At 42.6% G+C, this 15,991-nt stretch carries 10 protein-coding genes and 1 pseudogene; 6 read left to right on the top strand and 5 right to left on the bottom strand.

Annotated elements, in window-relative coordinates; genetic code table 11:
- The first annotated feature begins 60 nt into the window (after window positions 1–60).
- The 3 genes from def to hemB all read left to right on the top strand — a co-directional run bounded on the left by def (window position 61) and on the right by hemB (window position 2,899).
- A complete protein-coding gene (gene def / locus B5D77_RS25605) occupies window positions 61–603 on the top strand; it encodes a peptide deformylase (RefSeq protein WP_008202083.1) in 543 nt (180 codons plus the stop codon).
- Between the two features lie 423 nt (window positions 604–1,026).
- Window positions 1,027–1,683 carry a GTP cyclohydrolase I FolE gene (gene folE, locus B5D77_RS25600; RefSeq protein WP_008202086.1) on the top strand — a complete coding sequence of 219 codons (657 nt, stop codon included), beginning with the start codon at window positions 1,027–1,029 and terminating at the stop codon, window positions 1,681–1,683.
- 235 nt (window positions 1,684–1,918) lie between these two features.
- Window positions 1,919–2,899: a porphobilinogen synthase gene (gene hemB, locus B5D77_RS25595; protein ID WP_008202087.1), complete on the top strand. Its 981-nt coding sequence runs from the start codon at window positions 1,919–1,921 to the stop codon at window positions 2,897–2,899.
- Here the strand turns inward: hemB and B5D77_RS25590 are convergent.
- Window positions 2,896–3,504 (bottom strand): chromophore lyase CpcT/CpeT, encoded by a 609-nt coding sequence (locus B5D77_RS25590; protein ID WP_106909927.1) that lies wholly within the window; start codon window positions 3,502–3,504, stop codon window positions 2,896–2,898. The genes hemB and B5D77_RS25590 overlap by 4 nt on opposite strands.
- A 77-nt stretch (window positions 3,505–3,581) precedes the next feature.
- Here B5D77_RS25590 and B5D77_RS25585 point away from each other — a divergent pair, with 77 nt between their 5' ends.
- Window positions 3,582–5,660: a thioredoxin domain-containing protein gene (locus B5D77_RS25585; RefSeq protein ID WP_106909926.1), complete on the top strand. Its 2,079-nt coding sequence runs from the start codon at window positions 3,582–3,584 to the stop codon at window positions 5,658–5,660.
- 258 nt (window positions 5,661–5,918) lie between these two features.
- On the opposite strand, the gene B5D77_RS25580 is transcribed toward B5D77_RS25585, so the two are convergent.
- Together B5D77_RS25580 and B5D77_RS25575 are read right to left on the bottom strand one after the other, a co-directional pair.
- Entirely contained in the window at window positions 5,919–7,598 is a 1,680-nt protein-coding gene (locus tag B5D77_RS25580) for a glycosyltransferase family 39 protein (protein WP_106909925.1), read from the bottom strand.
- 406 nt (window positions 7,599–8,004) lie between these two features.
- Entirely contained in the window at window positions 8,005–8,862 is an 858-nt protein-coding gene (locus B5D77_RS25575) for an IS5-like element ISMae4 family transposase (RefSeq protein ID WP_106910071.1), read from the bottom strand.
- A gap of 1,117 nt (window positions 8,863–9,979) precedes the next feature.
- On the opposite strand from B5D77_RS25575, the gene ilvA reads away from it, so the two are divergent.
- Together ilvA and rsmH are read left to right on the top strand one after the other, a co-directional pair.
- Window positions 9,980–11,491, top strand: coding sequence for a threonine ammonia-lyase, biosynthetic (gene ilvA / locus B5D77_RS25565; RefSeq protein WP_106909924.1), 1,512 nt, complete (start codon window positions 9,980–9,982; stop codon window positions 11,489–11,491).
- A gap of 266 nt (window positions 11,492–11,757) precedes the next feature.
- Window positions 11,758–12,630, top strand: a complete 873-nt coding sequence (gene rsmH, locus B5D77_RS25560) for a 16S rRNA (cytosine(1402)-N(4))-methyltransferase RsmH (protein WP_106909923.1) — start codon at window positions 11,758–11,760, stop codon at window positions 12,628–12,630.
- Between the two features lie 261 nt (window positions 12,631–12,891).
- On the opposite strand, the pseudogene B5D77_RS25555 reads toward rsmH, so the two are convergent.
- A pseudogene (locus tag B5D77_RS25555) lies at window positions 12,892–14,107 on the bottom strand (ISL3 family transposase).
- Between the two features lie 313 nt (window positions 14,108–14,420).
- A complete protein-coding gene (gene cobA, locus B5D77_RS25550) occupies window positions 14,421–15,938 on the bottom strand; it encodes a uroporphyrinogen-III C-methyltransferase (protein ID WP_106909922.1) in 1,518 nt (505 codons plus the stop codon).
- Window positions 15,939–15,991 lie beyond the last annotated feature (53 nt).

Here is a 15,991-nt window from a genome sequence, read left to right as displayed (position 1 = left end):
CGAGATTTTGCCGTTGACGATAAAATATTTTTCAGAGGGAAACAATTAATCTTTAGACAGATGACACAAGTTTTAACGATCACCCAATTAGGAAATCCAATTTTACAGCAAAAAGCACCGGAGATCGATAATTTTCTCGATGCTGACTGTCAAAATTTGATCGATTCCCTGATTACCACCGTACAAGCTGCCCACGGGGTGGGAATTGCCGCGCCCCAAGTTGCTCGGTCTCTACGTCTGTTTATCGTTGCTTCTGGTCCCAATCCTCGTTATCCCGACGCTCCGATCATGCCGGCCACTGCCATGATTAATCCTCGCATTTTGCAGGTGAGCGAGGAAATGGTCAAGGGTTGGGAAGGTTGCCTCAGTGTCCCCAATTGGCGCGGTTTTGTCCCCCGTCATCAGTGGATCGAGGTGGCCTATTATGATCGCAATGGTCAGGAAATCCGTCAAGTTTTCGGGGATTTTGTGGCGCGCATCTTTCAACACGAATACGATCATCTGGAAGGAATCCTCTTTCTCAATCGCCTTGCTTCTCCGGCGGATTTATACTCGGAGGAAGAATACCAAAAAATCAGGAATATTGCTGAATATAAGCGATAAAATCGCAAAATCTGCCTATCTCTTCAAAATAAGTTAAATAACCTAACGGGAATATTTTATCTGGCGACAAAATTTTTGTTGGTAAATCTAAATCTTTTGTTAAAATGATAACGATTATCATTTTAGGTAGGACGACCAAGCAAACAAATGAACTACTTGACAAAATAAACTAATTGTGGTTTGGAATTCTACCCTCAATTAACTAGGGAGATACTCAAGACTTTTTCGGTGACTAGGAAAATCAATTTTTCCAAGTTTCGCCACGGAGATAACCCCAAAGACGAGGGAATAACCCGATAGCTTTCATTAGTTATCGTCTAGATGCCCAGAAAAATAAATACTCTAGCAAAGGGTATTTATTAACATTGGTAAAATCAGAAAACTTGGCCGATCAATTAACTATTGCAGTCTGTAAAAATATCTATGACCTTAGCTAAGTCCAAAGCAATTTTCGACAATGATGACTACAATCACTTTCCCGAAGTGATTACCGAACCTAAATCGCCGGTATCGGAAGCCGAGATGATGCAAGCGGTAAGAACACTGCTGTTAGGATTAGGAGAAGATCCCGATCGCGAAGGTTTACGAGACACTCCTAAACGAGTAGTAAAAGCCCTAAAATTTCTCACTTCTGGTTATCAGCAATCCCTCGATGAATTGCTGAATGGGGCAGTTTTTCATGAGGAGGCTAACGAGATGGTTTTAATCCGAGACATCGATATTTTTAGCTCCTGTGAACACCATATTTTACCGATAATCGGCCGCGCTCATGTTGCCTATATTCCTAACGGGAAAGTGATCGGTTTATCGAAAATTGCCCGCATCTGTGAAATGTACGCCAGACGACTGCAAGTACAGGAACGTTTAACCGCACAAATTGCCGATGCTTTGCAAGGATTACTACAACCTCAAGGGGTAGCTGTGGTGATTGAAGCGACTCATATGTGCATGGTAATGCGCGGGGTTGAAAAACCCGGTTCTTGGACTTCTACGAGTGCCGTGCGCGGTATTTTTGCCGATTCTGCTAAGACTCGTCAAGAGTTTATGAGTTTGATTCGTCATAGTCCCGATTTTCACTAATTACTCAGGGGGATCGGGATTATTTGATCATCCTATCCCCAGTTTTTTCCTAGGTAAAAAACCAGAGTCAAGGCAGCTATTTACTGTTTACTTTTTATTTTTGACTCGCCGTTAAGTAGTCGGACATAAATTCTGTTGTCTATCTTAAGAAATGTAAATTGCCGCAATTCTTACTGACTCCTGACGACCGACTCCTTACCCCACGGTTAACTTTACTTTTGTTCAACTACTTATCATGCTGATTCGTCCCCGTCGTCTTCGTTATACTCCAGCGATTCGCCGTCTTGTTCGTGAAACCGAATTAACCGTTAATGACTTGATTTATCCCCTCTTTATCATGGAGGGAGAAAATCAAAAGGTGGCTATTCCTTCTATGCCCGATTGTTATCGTTATTCCCTCGATTTATTGCTCAAAGAAGTGGTTAATGCTTATAATTTAGGCATTAATGCCATCGCTCTTTTCCCCTTGATTGCCGAAGATAAAAAAGATAATTTCGGCAGAGAAAGTTATAATCCCGATGGTTTAGTGCCAAGGGCAGTGAAAGCGATCAAAAAAGAAGTCCCTGAAATAATTATTATCACCGATGTAGCCCTCGATCCTTTTTCGATTTATGGTCATGATGGTATTGTGGAGGACGGTAAAATTCTCAACGATGAAACCCTAGAAGTTTTAGTGAAAATGTCGCTCTCACAAGCGGCAGCCGGGGCTAATTTCGTCGCTCCTTCCGATATGATGGATGGTAGGGTTGGGGCGATCCGTCGAGCTTTAGATGCGGCTGGCTATTTAGATGTGGGAATTCTCGCTTATACGGCTAAATATGCCTCTGCTTATTATGGTCCCTTCCGAGATGCCTTAGAATCAGCGCCAAAATTTGGTGATAAGAAAACCTATCAAATGGATGGGGCTAATAGTCGGGAAGCGTTACGGGAAGCCAGTTTAGACATAACAGAAGGGGCAGATATTATTATGGTTAAGCCCGCTCTGGCCTACCTCGATATTATCCGTCGTCTGCGCGATAGTAGTCATCTTCCCGTCGCCGCTTACAACGTCAGTGGTGAATACGCAATGATTAAAGCGGCGGCAAAACAGGGCTGGATTGACGAAAAAAGTCTGATTTTGGAAACTTTAATCAGTATGAAACGAGCGGGGGCCGATTTGATTTTGACCTATTTTGCTCTCGATGTGGCATTAATGAAACAGGAAAGCCGATTTTAGGGTTTTTGCCAGCGAAATTGATAGACATTATCCTGCGCTCCCCATACCTGCCGACCAAGGCTATCATAACCTCGATCGCTGGTATCCATGCCCTGGGAATGTAGAATAATTGTATTAGTTATTTTCACCGCACCTCTGGCATTAGTGGGACAACCCTGGGGGGGAGTTTCTCCCCGATACCCCCCCGCTATCGGTTTTAAAAACACAGTACACACCGACTCGCCCAAATCTGATACATTTAATTTTCTTTCTGTCAAGTCTTTGTTACAAAAATTAATAAAGTTGGCGGCATTATTTAACTTATAAGCTTTTGATTCCACAGTGGAATTATCGGGGCTAGGTTGAATGACTAAAATTCTTTGACGATAGGGTTGATTTAAGCGATCGATAATTGCCTGTTCCTGATAAAGATAAATACTATCCTGTTTGGGGGAAAAATCCACGGCACAGGTGGTCATTTGCACCTTAGCAATGCGGGGGTTAGTCTGCGCTTGTTGCGTCGTATCCATCACCCCAATTAAATGATTAGCCACCCCCTGCACTTGCGGATTAAGGGGCAAAGATTGAGTGAGAAAAAATCCTAGGGCGATCGAAGTTTTCAGCATGAGCAGAGGCTTGATTCCGGTTAGTCTCTAATTAGCTTAAACTAATAAGCAGCAAGAGCAAAAATACCCCTTTTCCCATGGCTAATCATCTGGCTGCATCCGAAAGTCTTTATCTGCGAAAACACGCCGAAAACCCGATCGATTGGTGGTATTGGTGTGACAGCGCCCTAGAAATTGCCAGGAGAGAAGATAAACCGATCTTTCTGTCGATCGGTTATTCTAGCTGTCATTGGTGTACGGTTATGGAAGGAGAAGCGTTTTCCGATCGAGCCATTGCCGATTATCTCAATCAGTATTTTTTGCCGATCAAAGTTGATCGCGAGGAAAGACCGGACATCGATAGCATCTATATGCAAGCATTGCAGATGATGGTCGGTCAAGGGGGTTGGCCGCTGAATGTCTTCCTAACACCCGATAGTTTAATTCCCTTCTATGGTGGCACCTATTTTCCCGTGCAACCGCGCTTTAACCGGCCCGGTTTTCTGCAAGTGTTGCAATCGGTACGTCGTTATTATGACGAGGAAAAGGAGAAATTAAGCAAATTCACGGCCGAAATGCTGGGCGCACTGCGTCAATCGGCTATTTTACCGCGAGCAGAGACCAATTTAGCCGAACCTTCCCTTTTAGCCACAGGAATCGAGACAAATACAAAGGTGATTCGGGTTAATCCCAATAACTACGGTCGGCCCAGTTTTCCGATGATTCCATATTCTCATCTGGCTTTGCAGGGTAGTCGCTTTGGTGACGATTTTGACGATTCCCTCCGGCAAGCGGCCTATCAACGGGGGGAAGATCTGGCCCTGGGGGGAATCTATGACCATGTGGGGGGAGGATTCCATCGTTATACAGTGGATTCGACGTGGACAGTTCCCCATTTTGAAAAAATGCTCTACGATAACGGGCAAATTGTCGAATATTTAGCCAATTTGTGGAGTGCGGGTAATCGAGAGGCGGCCTTTGAGAGAGGGATTAAAGGCACGGTTAACTGGCTAAAACGGGAAATGACCGCCCCAGAAGGTTATTTTTATGCGGCCCAAGATGCCGATAGTTTTGAGAAGGCCACGGATGGGGAACCGGAGGAAGGGGCCTTTTATGTCTGGTCGGATCTGGAGTTAAGGGATTATCTCTCGACCGAGGAATTGGGGCTGCTGCAGGCTAATTTTACCGTTACTGCGGAGGGGAATTTTGAGGGTCGTAATGTGCTGCAACGTCGGCAAGGGGGAAAATTAGGGAAGGAGATAGAAAATATGCTCGATAAGTTATTTATTCGGCGTTATGGCAGTTCTCAGTCCCAATTAGCTCTTTTTCCCCCGGCCAGAGACAATCAGGAGGCGAAAACCGTCTCTTGGCCGGGACGAATTCCGGCGGTAACGGATACGAAAATGATCGTCGCTTGGAATAGTTTGATGATTTCCGGTTTAGCCCGGGCCTTTGCCGTCTTTGGCGAACCTTTGTACTGGCAAATGGCTACGGTCGCGGCCGAGTTTATTCTCAAGCATCAGTGGTTAGATGGACGTTTTCAGCGCTTGAATTATCAGGGTCAGGCCTCGGTTTTAGCCCAATCGGAGGATTTTGCCTATTTTATTAAGGCTTTACTGGACTTGCAAACGGCTAATCCCCAAGAAACTGGCTGGTTAGAGGCGGCTATCGATCTACAGGGGGAATTCGATCGCTGGTTTTGGGCCGAGGATGAGGGGGGATATTTTAATACTGCTTCCGATCATAGTCTCGATCTGATCGTGCGGGAGCGAGGTTATACGGATAATGCCACCCCTTCGGCTAACGGAATTGCGATCGCTAATTTATTGCGTCTGTCGCGATTGACGGAAAATCTAGAATATCTCGATCGGGCCGAAAAGGCCTTGCAATCTTTTACTACCATCTTAGAACAGTCCCCCACCGCTTGCCCCAGTTTATTTGTTGCCCTCGATCACTATCGTCACGGTTTCTGTCTGCGGGCCCCGGAAAGCTCGATCGAGCCGTTGTTAGGTCGCTATTTGCCCACTGCGGTGTATCGCGTCGATGGCAGTTTGCCGTCTAGCACATTTGGGTTAATTTGTCAAGGGTTATGCTGCCTTGAACCGGCGGAAAATTTAGAACAGTTAGACCGACAAATTGCCGGGGTGATGGCGGGGCCGTCAATACTGCTCGGTTAGGGATTTTTTCTCTCTCCAGCAGAGAGCAGGGAGAAAAAAGCAATTAACGCTTTTTTAATCACCAAGGTTGAGGATTATTGATTATTTTGACCAAAATGGACAAGAATGGAGATAATTTTCTTCTCAATTGTCAAAACGCCCGCACCATCGGTCAACGCAAGAGAGGTATCGCGGCTGGGGTTATCTATTTCATAGCCGCTCTCTCAACGTTAAGTATTGACTCTATAACGATTGTACTCGATTTGATCGTTTGAGCGTTTAAGTCCCATTAGTTTTATCTTCAGTAATCCTATGGAGAACAAAAACATTATCTTGCTTTAAAAGCAGCCATCTTGTAAAAGGATAGCGTTTGACTTCTTGATAACCTTTGAGCAATCCAGAGGAAATCATGTAGTCATCACGATTTACCCACCAGTAACTTTTACCCCGCTGCGGCTCATATTTTATATCGTTTAAATACCAGCCATTAAATTCGTATCCCCCATCGATATATTCAGGAGTAACTCCCTGTTCCATCAAATCATTTAAGGCTTGCCACCGAGTTCGGTTCCAGGCTAAGTAGTCATGGGTTGCAGCCATAGTAAATCCGCCCCAAATAAAGATCATTGTCAAGGCAAAAGCAGTTATTTTTTTGCCAATATCTCGTTCGTTAATATAGTTATTTGAAACTACTAAAAGTACCATAAATAATGGTAAAAGAAACAGAAAATAACGATCAAAAGGAGACTTTACTCCAAAAAGAAAAATATATATCGATATTGCTGAAAGTATTAGCACTTTTAACCATTTTTCCGATTCTGAAAAAGTTTGAATGATTGCTAAACATAAGTAGTAAAGCAATAAAACCGCCCCTAAGACACCCATAGCCGTGATTATCAACCAAAATACTTTTAGTCCCAGGGAATAGGAGGGAAGATTTACCTTCAAGAGAAAAGTATCTCGAAGGGTTAAAGGCCCTAAGCCGAAATAACGTAGGACATTTCCAATTAATGGCATAGTTTTGCCTTGCCAAATCAATCTACCCATCACGACAACAAAAAAGCTAGATATACTCAAGATCGTTATGGTTTTCTGTCGGCGAGATATTTCTTTTAATTTTTTTACGAAAAAGATCCCTATGAGAGGGAAAATAAAACAACCTATGTATATCAGTGAAATCATGATCATGTGGTTGCGAAAATCTAATTGTTGTGTACTTAACACATTCTCTGCTATTACGGGAGTGCGACCGGTAGAATCAAGCCAGTTTTGATAAAATCTATGCAGTAAAATCCCTGAAGAAAATATGACAAAACTAGCAAACAAAAACTTTATTTTAAATCTTTGTTTAAACGAGTATGCTAGGGCAAATGATAAAAGAATCACTATGGCGTATTGGCGAATCAAAATATTGATATAAACTAGGCAAAGACCCAGAATAACTTCAATTATTGATTCCCGCTTCAATCCCCTGATAAGAAAATAGAAAGATAGGACACTTAAAGCCACAAAAGGAACGTCGGTCATAAAGCTGTTAGCTAATCCAAAGTATAGAGGATTAACCACTAGCAGCAAAGCACCCAACAAAGAGATTTTCTGATTGGCATTAACTTCTCTAAGCAGCAGGTAAGTACCAATCGCACCGATTAATCCTAAGGTTAAAGTTGAGAAGCGTAATGCGGTAAATGAAAATCCAAAAGGAAGGCAAAATAAGGCTCCCCAAAAGGCTTGAAAAAATAGGTTAGTATGGGCTGGACTGGGAAGGCGGAAATCACCTTTCTCCAGAATCGATTTTACTGCCAGTCCATAAACCCAGTCATCATTAAGAGGAAAATTACCCAAAGGATTGACGACAATTACCATCACAGTCCATATGGCAATAATTATTAAAATATTGACAATATCAGCTTTTTTTGGATGACTAAAATAAATCCAACTCATTACATCTGTTTTGTTCATGGCTCTAATCTTACGAAAGGAAAATAGCGGAATTCGAGTAATTTAGTCACGACTGCTCGTGTTGCTCCGAGAATAGCGACTCGCACTGGCCGAGACAGGGGGCTGACTTGCGGGGAAATTTAGGCACAAAACACCAAGATAACATGGCGAAGTAAGCTTCATTAGAACTAGAACTCTTGCAAATTAATTATATGTTATAATGATGGGTTAACTAATTTTCCCCAAAAAATTAGTTAATCAGTACATTCGTCCTGAATGAAAACTTGAAGTTTAACTTTTAACTCAAAACTCTTTAGAGCTGCTTTAATTTGGTTATCAAAACCTCTTTATTTAAGCGGCACAAACTATCTCAATTTTTATAATTGAGAATAAATTCTCCTTGACTTGATTAATCTTTAGGCAACTTTTAAGAAGCTGCTATACCTATCCCTAACTCACAGTTATAAATAGCCGCCAACAAGTTAACTCTTAAACTATATCTTCGACGACGATTCCGATATTTACAGGATAAGATTTTAAAGGTTTTGAGTTTCCTATTTATATGTTCAATGATAATCCTTTCTTTGGCTAAAGCCTTGTTATACTCTTTTTCTAACTCTGTTAATTTTCTATTTTTCGGTTTCTTTTTCGGTGTATAACTATTACTATGGTATGCAGCTATTCCCTGATAACCACTGTCTTCTATGCTGGTAGTTAAAGGATGAAAACGACCTCGACTTTTTTTAAATAAACTAAAATCATGACCTCTGCCTTTCCCACAAAAGACACAGATAATTTCCTCTGTATTTTGATCAGCTACTAATTGGGATTTTAAAGTATGATAACCTCTTTTACCCCCCAAAAAATCTTTCTGTTTCTTTTGGGGGCGTTCAATGGGAGTTTCCGTTACATCCATTACCGTTATGACCGGTATCTCTGCTTGATTGAGTAAAGCTTTTTTTCCTTTTAAACGGAAGTTTCCCGATTGTAAAAGCATTTTTTCCGTCTTATTTACAATCCGACATATAGTTGATTCTGATAGTTCCCAGCTTGTACCAATGTGAAAATATGTTCTATATTCTCGCCAATATTCTAACGTTACTAAAACTTGTTCTTCTATAGATAGTTTAGGTTTCGGTCCCCTTTTAGATGGTGAATTAGAGTCGGCTTCAACACTTTTTACTGATTCTACCATCTTTCTATATGTTTGTTTATACACACCGAAACGGCGTTTGAATTGTTCATCTGATAAGTTTTGATAATCCATAATTTTGCTAATAAACATAGCAAAATTATAGATGATTTCCTGACCTAAGATCACATTTTATTCTTTTTTCCACTTCAATCTAAGAATTGAGAAAAAAGCAAAACCTTATATTATACCATAAAAAAATTATGCAAGAGGTCTAATCTTATTGAAATTGAATGGCATCAATGAAAAACGCATGAACTGGCAGGTCAAATTTTTCCCGATGAGTCCGATTTAGCGATCGCTGTTAAACAAGGGATCGAAGCTCGCGCTCAAAAAGGAGGATACGAAACTCACTGTTTTAAGTTTAATTCTGCCTAGCTAAGCTGTTCGTAATTTAAATTGCTTGTTGAGACGAGGCAAGAGGCACTCTTGCAAGAGGCAACAGTAAAGGGATTGAAGGAGATTCGGCTAATCTTAAGAATAAGCACTTTAAATGCGTCATAGCTTACTTATCAAAGCTGATAAGTGGGTGGGTGGAATTAAATATAAGATGAACGTAGGTTGGGTTGAAGCATGAAACCCAACGCCTGCATGGGTTACGCTACCGCTAACCCATCCTACAAATAATTGTGCCTCCCTACTTAATTGTTATAGCTATCGGGTACACAAGTGCCACACTGCAAGGTAAAAAAATTAAGGATATGGGAATCCAAAAATATGTCACAAGACCTGAAAAAAGATATAAAGGTCAACGCAGACACAGCAGTTTTTATGTGGGTCAACATCTCTATCATTGGCTCCAGCTACATCAAATGTTCCCAAAAAATATAGAAGAGCTAATGCAAATTAGCCACTATCGGTTGAAGGATTACATCAAGGGACAAAGAGCTATATCGTTTGCCCTATCTACCTTCTAGCTCGCTTGTCCCCCTGTCAGCCTGAGAAATTGGCGGGATTGATTGTTACTTTGGAGAGCATCCCCTTGATTTTACTCATCCTTGCCCGATAGGGTCTGTTAGCTTAACAATTGATTGTTTTCACGACGACCCCGGCGACATATACAAGGTTGGGTTGACGACTGTTACCCAACACCCCATCCGATAATTGGGCAAAATCATTATAATTATTTGATAATAGGACATTGGTTGGGTTTCGTGCCTCAGCCCAGCCTAGACTCTGACTCGCAAATCCCCACCGCCAAAAAAGAATAATGTACTGCGATTACCTGGTTCAAATCCTCACCGCACGCGTCTATGATGTCGCCCAAGAAACCCCCTTGGAATTTGCCCCCAATCTCTCCCAACGCTTGCACAATCAGCTTTTACTCAAGCGTGAGGATATGCAGTCAGTTTTCTCTTTTAAACTGCGCGGCGCATACAACAAAATGGCGTATTTGTCAAGGGATTTGTTACAAAAAGGTGTAATTGCTGCCTCGGCGGGAAATCATGCTCAGGGAGTCGCTTTGGGAGCGCGGCAATTGGGAACCCAAGCGATTATCGTTATGCCTGTCACCACTCCCCAAGTCAAAATCGACGCAGTAAAAGCCCGGGGGGGGATTGTCGTCCTGCACGGTGACACCTACGATGATGCCTATGCTTACGCGCGGCAGTTAGAAGCGGAAAAAGGCTTAACTTTTATCCATCCCTTCGATGACCCGGAGGTAATCGCCGGCCAGGGTACGATCGGTATGGAAATTTTACGACAATATCAGCAACCGATCGAGGCGATTTTTGTCGCTATTGGTGGCGGTGGACTTATATCAGGTATTGCAGCCTATGTCAAGCGTTTACGCCCAGAAATTAAAATTATCGGGGTGGAACCTGTGGATTCAGACGCGATGAATCAATCCCTAAAAGCCGGTTATCGGGTGCGTTTGTCCCAAGTGGGATTATTTGCCGACGGGGTGGCGGTGCGCGAGGTGGGAGAGGAGACTTTTCGTCTCTGTCAGCAGTATGTGGACGAGATTATCCTCGTGGATACGGATGATATTTGTGCGGCGATTAAGGATGTTTTTCAAGATACACGCTCGATTTTAGAACCTGCGGGGGCGTTAGCGGTAGCAGGAGCGAAAGCTTATGTAGAAAGAGAAGGAATTGAGGATAAAACCCTCGTTGCTGTGGCTTGTGGAGCGAATATGAACTTTGATCGTCTGCGGTTTGTGGCGGAAAGGGCGGAATTAGGGGAACGGCGCGAGGCGTTGTATGCTGTGACTATTCCCGAACAACCGGGCAGTTTACGCCGTTTTTGCGAATGTGTCGGCAAACGCAATTTAACCGAATTTAGTTATCGTATTGCCGATGAAAAAGAAGCGCATATTTTTGTCGGCGCCCAGATCGAAAATCGCAGCGATGCCAAGAAATTAGCCGAGAGTTTTGAAGCTTGTGGCTTTAAAACCCTCGATATTAGTGATGATGAATTGACTAAACTGCATCTGCGCCACATGGTGGGAGGGCGATCGCATTTAGCCGATCATGAATTATTTTATCGCTTCGAGTTTCCCGAACGACCGGGGGCTTTAATGAAATTTGTCGCCTCCATGAGTCCCCACTGGAATATCAGCGTTTTCCATTATCGCAATAACGGGGCCGATTATGGGCGCATCGTCGTGGGCATACAGGTCCCCCCCGATGAAATGAATCAATGGCAAGCTTTTCTCGATACTCTCGGCTATCGCTATTGGGATGAAAGTCAAAATCCGGCCTATCAGTTATTTTTAGGTTAGGGTTGGCTGAATAAATCTAAAAACCTTGTTGGATAAGGGTTTTAGACTTTTTTCCCCTCAAAAAGTGCTGACCATTGGAGTGATCGGGGGTAAAATTCAGGCACTTTTTCCCTGAAAATTAGGTAACTGACTACCCCAAAATCGGTAAAACCCTACACCCTACACCCCACACCCCACACCCCACACCCCACACCCTGCCCCCACCAACAAACTTTTTGCCGCAAACCCTAGGTTAAATCGCCATTTTCAGGAAGTTATCAGTACAAATGAATCAAAATTTTTCCCATATTTCCGTTTTGAGTCAAGAATTAATCGCCGGCTTAAATATTCAACCCGGGGGGCATTATCTCGATCTTACCCTAGGCGGTGGTGGACACAGCCGGCTGCTTTTAGAAGCTCATCCCGAAACCACAGTAACCGCCATCGATCGCGATCAAAGCGCCCTAGAAGCCGCTAAAATTAGTCTTGCCCCCTATCTAGATAGCCGTTTAACCCTCTGGTGGGGGAACTTCGCCGATTATAAGGGACAAAATAGCAGTTTTGATGGCATTATCGCTGATTTAGGAGTCAGTTCTCCCCAATTCGATCAGAGCGAGCGCGGCTTTAGTTTTCGCCACACGGCAGCCTTAGATATGCGAATGGATCGCTGTCAATCCCTGACGGCAGCCGATATTATTAACCATTGGCAGGAAAAAGAATTAGCGGATCTTTTTTATCAATACGGAGAAGAACGTTTATCTCGTCCTATTGCTCGCTCGATCGTCCAAAAACGTCCTTTTACTACCACTACTGAATTAGCGGCTGTCATCGCTAGTTCTGTACCCGCTAGTTACCGTTATGGACGTATTCATCCGGCAACGCGGGTTTTTCAAGCCCTACGCATCGCTGTTAATCAAGAATTAGATTCTCTCCAACAATTGTTAGATCAAGCCCCCCACTGGCTAAAATCCGGGGGAATTATCGCTATGATCAGTTTTCATAGTCTAGAAGATCGTCTGATCAAGTATGGCTTTCGCGAAGATAATTCCTTGAAAATTATCACGAAAAAGCCGATTATCCCCAGCCGGGAAGAACAGGCTAAAAATCCTCGTTCTCGTTCGGCTAAACTAAGAATAGCCCAAAAGATAAGCTGTTCTTAATTTAAATTGCTTGTTGAGATGAGGCAAAAGGCTACCCCCCCAACCCCCCACCCCCCCTTGCCCCTAGGGCTGTTTCATTTAAATTAAGTACAGCTGATTTTGAGTCAATAAATTTGACTGAAGATTCTCAAGTTTATCTTTTTCTAACCAAAAGAGTTAGTCACAATAATTAATCTTTAATCCTCTGCCAAATTTATTATGAATATACTTTAGACGTTCATAATCTGAGATTTATGGCTCTTCGTTACTCTTTATGCTAAATCAACAGACAAGATGCCAAGACAACATACTTCTAACCCAAAAATTCCGAAAGTTTCTAAAGCCATAGCCTCTCCGTTTTATTAGTTTAAGTTTATTGTTGATTCCCTCGACCACCCCATTCGTTGTCCTTCGCTCAAAATAACTAATGATTTCTCCAAACCAGTTTCGGATTGTTTGACAACTCTTGGTAAAAACACTGGAGGATTTTGCCAACCATTCCGAGATGGATAGCATTCCCTCTGTCGGATTCTCTGAGGTTTCATAAATCTTTCTAAATTCTTCCTTTAATTCCTGCATCTTTTTCAAATTTGGAAAATTTTCTTTGATAGCTTCTAGTTTGATTTTTTGGGGTTCCGTTAAATCTTTTTCATTTTTTAACAGGCTATATTTACTTCGCTTTAAAACTTCTAGCTTCGCTTCTTTTTCCGCTTTCTGTTTTTTATTTTTCTGCGCTTCTACGGCTCTTTTTTCCGCTCTTCTCTGTTCGTCTAACTCTTGATTAATTTGTTTCATTACATGGAATCTATCAGCGACTACCTCGGCCGATGGCATCAATTCTTTCACCAGATTTTTATAGGGCAACCAAAGGTCTATGCTCACTTCTTCAATTTGCTCTAACACCTCTTTTCCCCACCCCGTAAGCGTTTCTCTCAACTCTTCTTGTGTTCGCTTCTCTAGAATAGCTATTAGTTTTCCCGTATCTAAATTTACTAAAACCGCACAGTAATTTTTTTTGTCCTTTGACTAGAGCGATTTCGTCAATTCCTAGTCTTTTTAATTCCGATAAATCTGTCTCTGTAATTTCTTCGGCAATGTCCTCTAGAATTCTTTGAATCTCTTCTTCCGTTACGTCATTTCTTCGGCTAACATTTAAAATATCTCCTTCTTTTAATTGTTCGAGTATATTCTCGGCTAGTCTTTTCGTATAGGTTCGTTTACTGGCGACAAAATCTAACTCTTCACTAAAGGGTTTTCGACAATTATCGCACTTAAATTGACGACGATTAACTTGTAGGTACACTGGTTGTCCTGAGATTGGTAAATCTTTGACTAAATGTCGATGATTTTGGTGTAGTTTATCGCTCTCTAACCCACAACGAGGACAGATTACTTTTTGATTTTTCGATTCAATTCGGAAGACTATACCGATATTTTCTAGATGTCGATAGCCTTGAATAGAGGTTCCTTTTAGGTTCAAAAATTTGTCAAGTATCATAATTAAAATACTCTGGTTTTTGGCAATTATATCAAATTTTAACTCAATTCTCTATCTTTTGGCATTAACCTGTTTGTGCCTTAAATTTTTCTCTGTATAGGTTTCATCTATTTTTGAGCGTAGATACTCTCATCGAATTTTATTTTAAGTTAATTATTTGCATAACAATTCCCGAAGAGCCTCTCTTTTTGTCAAATTTTATGTTAAGAAAGATGTGACTAATGGATAGCTTGATAAGGGGGGCTTTGATCCTTCTTGATAAGGGGCTTTGATCCTCCCAACCCCGGCTGCCGCAAATACGGCGGCGAGGATGTCAGGTCTTACTCCACTCGATTAAAGCGCTAGTCAATCCTTCTAGGGTATATTCTCGCGCCTCGATATCAACACGACCAAATAACTCTTGACAGGTTTTTGAAGTTTGCGGACCGATAGAAGCCAGACAAACTTTTTCTAAGAGGGAATTAACCGATAATTCTGCCGTTTCTTGTCGCAATAACTGATAAAAATTCTGGACGGTTTTGGAACTGGCAAAGGTGACTATATCGACTTTCCCATCTCGAAACGCTTCCCAGATGCCACTATCCATGCGTGCCGGACATCCGGAATAATATGCGGCCACTTCCGTCACCTGACCGGCTTTGGCCGTTAATTCCTTAACTAATATCTCTCTCCCTCCCGTTTCCACGCGAGGAAAGAGGAATTTTTGACCCTTAATCGGGTCGGGAAACTCGTTTACCAAGGCATCGGCGACAAAATCCCCCGGGATAAAATCCGCTTTTAATCCTCGTGAGTGCAAAACTTGGCTGGTTTTTTTGCCCACCACGGCGATTTTTACGGTCGCTAAAGCCCTAGCATCTTTTCCCCAAAATGTCAAGCGATCAAAGAAAAAATTAACAGCATTGGCAGAAGTTAAAATCAGCCAATCAAACTCTTGTAACTGAGCGATGGCATCGTCTAAACCTTGCCAACGGTCGGGGGGACGAATCTCTAAAGCGGGCATTTCTAGGACTTCTGCACCTTGATTTTGCAAAATTTCGCTAAATTGACTCGTTTGCTCGGCGGCACGGGTAATAACAATAGTTTTACCGCCTAGGGGTGGGGGAGAGGACATAATCGCCAGATCCACAACTTGACCAATGACCATAATAGAGGGTGAGAGGGACACCCCGGCGGTTTGAGCGAGAATATTTTCTAAAGTGCCGCGCCAAATTTGTTGATCCTTGCGTCCCGCCTGACGGATAATAGCGATCGAGTCGTCAATATTACGCCCATTTTGGTATAATTTCTCGATAATTTGCCCTAAAGACTGACCGGCCATCAATAGCACCAGCGTATCAATTTTAGCTAAAGCTGACCAATCGAGAGACTCGGGATCGTGAGCGCTCAAGACCGCAAAACAGCGACTAATATCCTTTTCCGTCAGGGGAATTCCAGCCAATAAAGGAGCGGCTAAAGCGGAGGAAATACCGGTTATCAGTTCAAAATCACAGTCAGCCTGCTTTAGGGCCAACATTTCAGGATATACTCGCCCAAAAACCCCCGGATCACCACTTTTAAGCCGAATAACTCGTTTTCCCTCTTGACAATAATTAACCAGTATCCGATTAATCTGATTCTGCTCGGCCCCGGGTTGTCCCCCCCGTTTGCCAACATCGACTAAAACACAGGTTTTCGGCACTAGGGAGAAGATTTGACTATCCACTAGGGCATCATACAGCAAAACCTCGGCCGTGGCTAAAATTGCTCGCGCTTGCAGGGTGAGAAAACTGCTCTGACCGATTCCCGCGCCGAGAAGATAAACTTTACCCCGGGGATGGACGACTGCTGACATAATCGCAAATTTGGGTTTAATCTTTAATCTAGCACTTGGAGAAGATACAAATT

This window comes from Microcystis sp. MC19, from assembly GCF_003019735.1.
GTDB lineage: Bacteria > Cyanobacteriota > Cyanobacteriia > Cyanobacteriales > Microcystaceae > Microcystis.
The sequence above is the reverse complement of the archived record's forward strand: the minus strand, read 5'-3'. Positions and strand labels throughout refer to the sequence as shown.

Coding starts and splice junctions, on each gene's coding strand:
- B5D77_RS25580 (WP_106909925.1), bottom strand. CDS start 7,598: ATGAACAAAACAGATGTAATGAGTTGGATTTATTTTAGTCATCCAAAA.
- def (WP_008202083.1), top strand. CDS start 61: ATGACACAAGTTTTAACGATCACCCAATTAGGAAATCCAATTTTACAG.
- folE (WP_008202086.1), top strand. CDS start 1,027: ATGACCTTAGCTAAGTCCAAAGCAATTTTCGACAATGATGACTACAAT.
- B5D77_RS25590 (WP_106909927.1), bottom strand. CDS start 3,504: ATGCTGAAAACTTCGATCGCCCTAGGATTTTTTCTCACTCAATCTTTG.
- cobA (WP_106909922.1), bottom strand. CDS start 15,938: ATGTCAGCAGTCGTCCATCCCCGGGGTAAAGTTTATCTTCTCGGCGCG.
- B5D77_RS25585 (WP_106909926.1), top strand. CDS start 3,582: ATGGCTAATCATCTGGCTGCATCCGAAAGTCTTTATCTGCGAAAACAC.
- hemB (WP_008202087.1), top strand. CDS start 1,919: ATGCTGATTCGTCCCCGTCGTCTTCGTTATACTCCAGCGATTCGCCGT.
- B5D77_RS25575 (WP_106910071.1), bottom strand. CDS start 8,862: ATGTTTATTAGCAAAATTATGGATTATCAAAACTTATCAGATGAACAA.
- rsmH (WP_106909923.1), top strand. CDS start 11,758: ATGAATCAAAATTTTTCCCATATTTCCGTTTTGAGTCAAGAATTAATC.
- ilvA (WP_106909924.1), top strand. CDS start 9,980: ATGTACTGCGATTACCTGGTTCAAATCCTCACCGCACGCGTCTATGAT.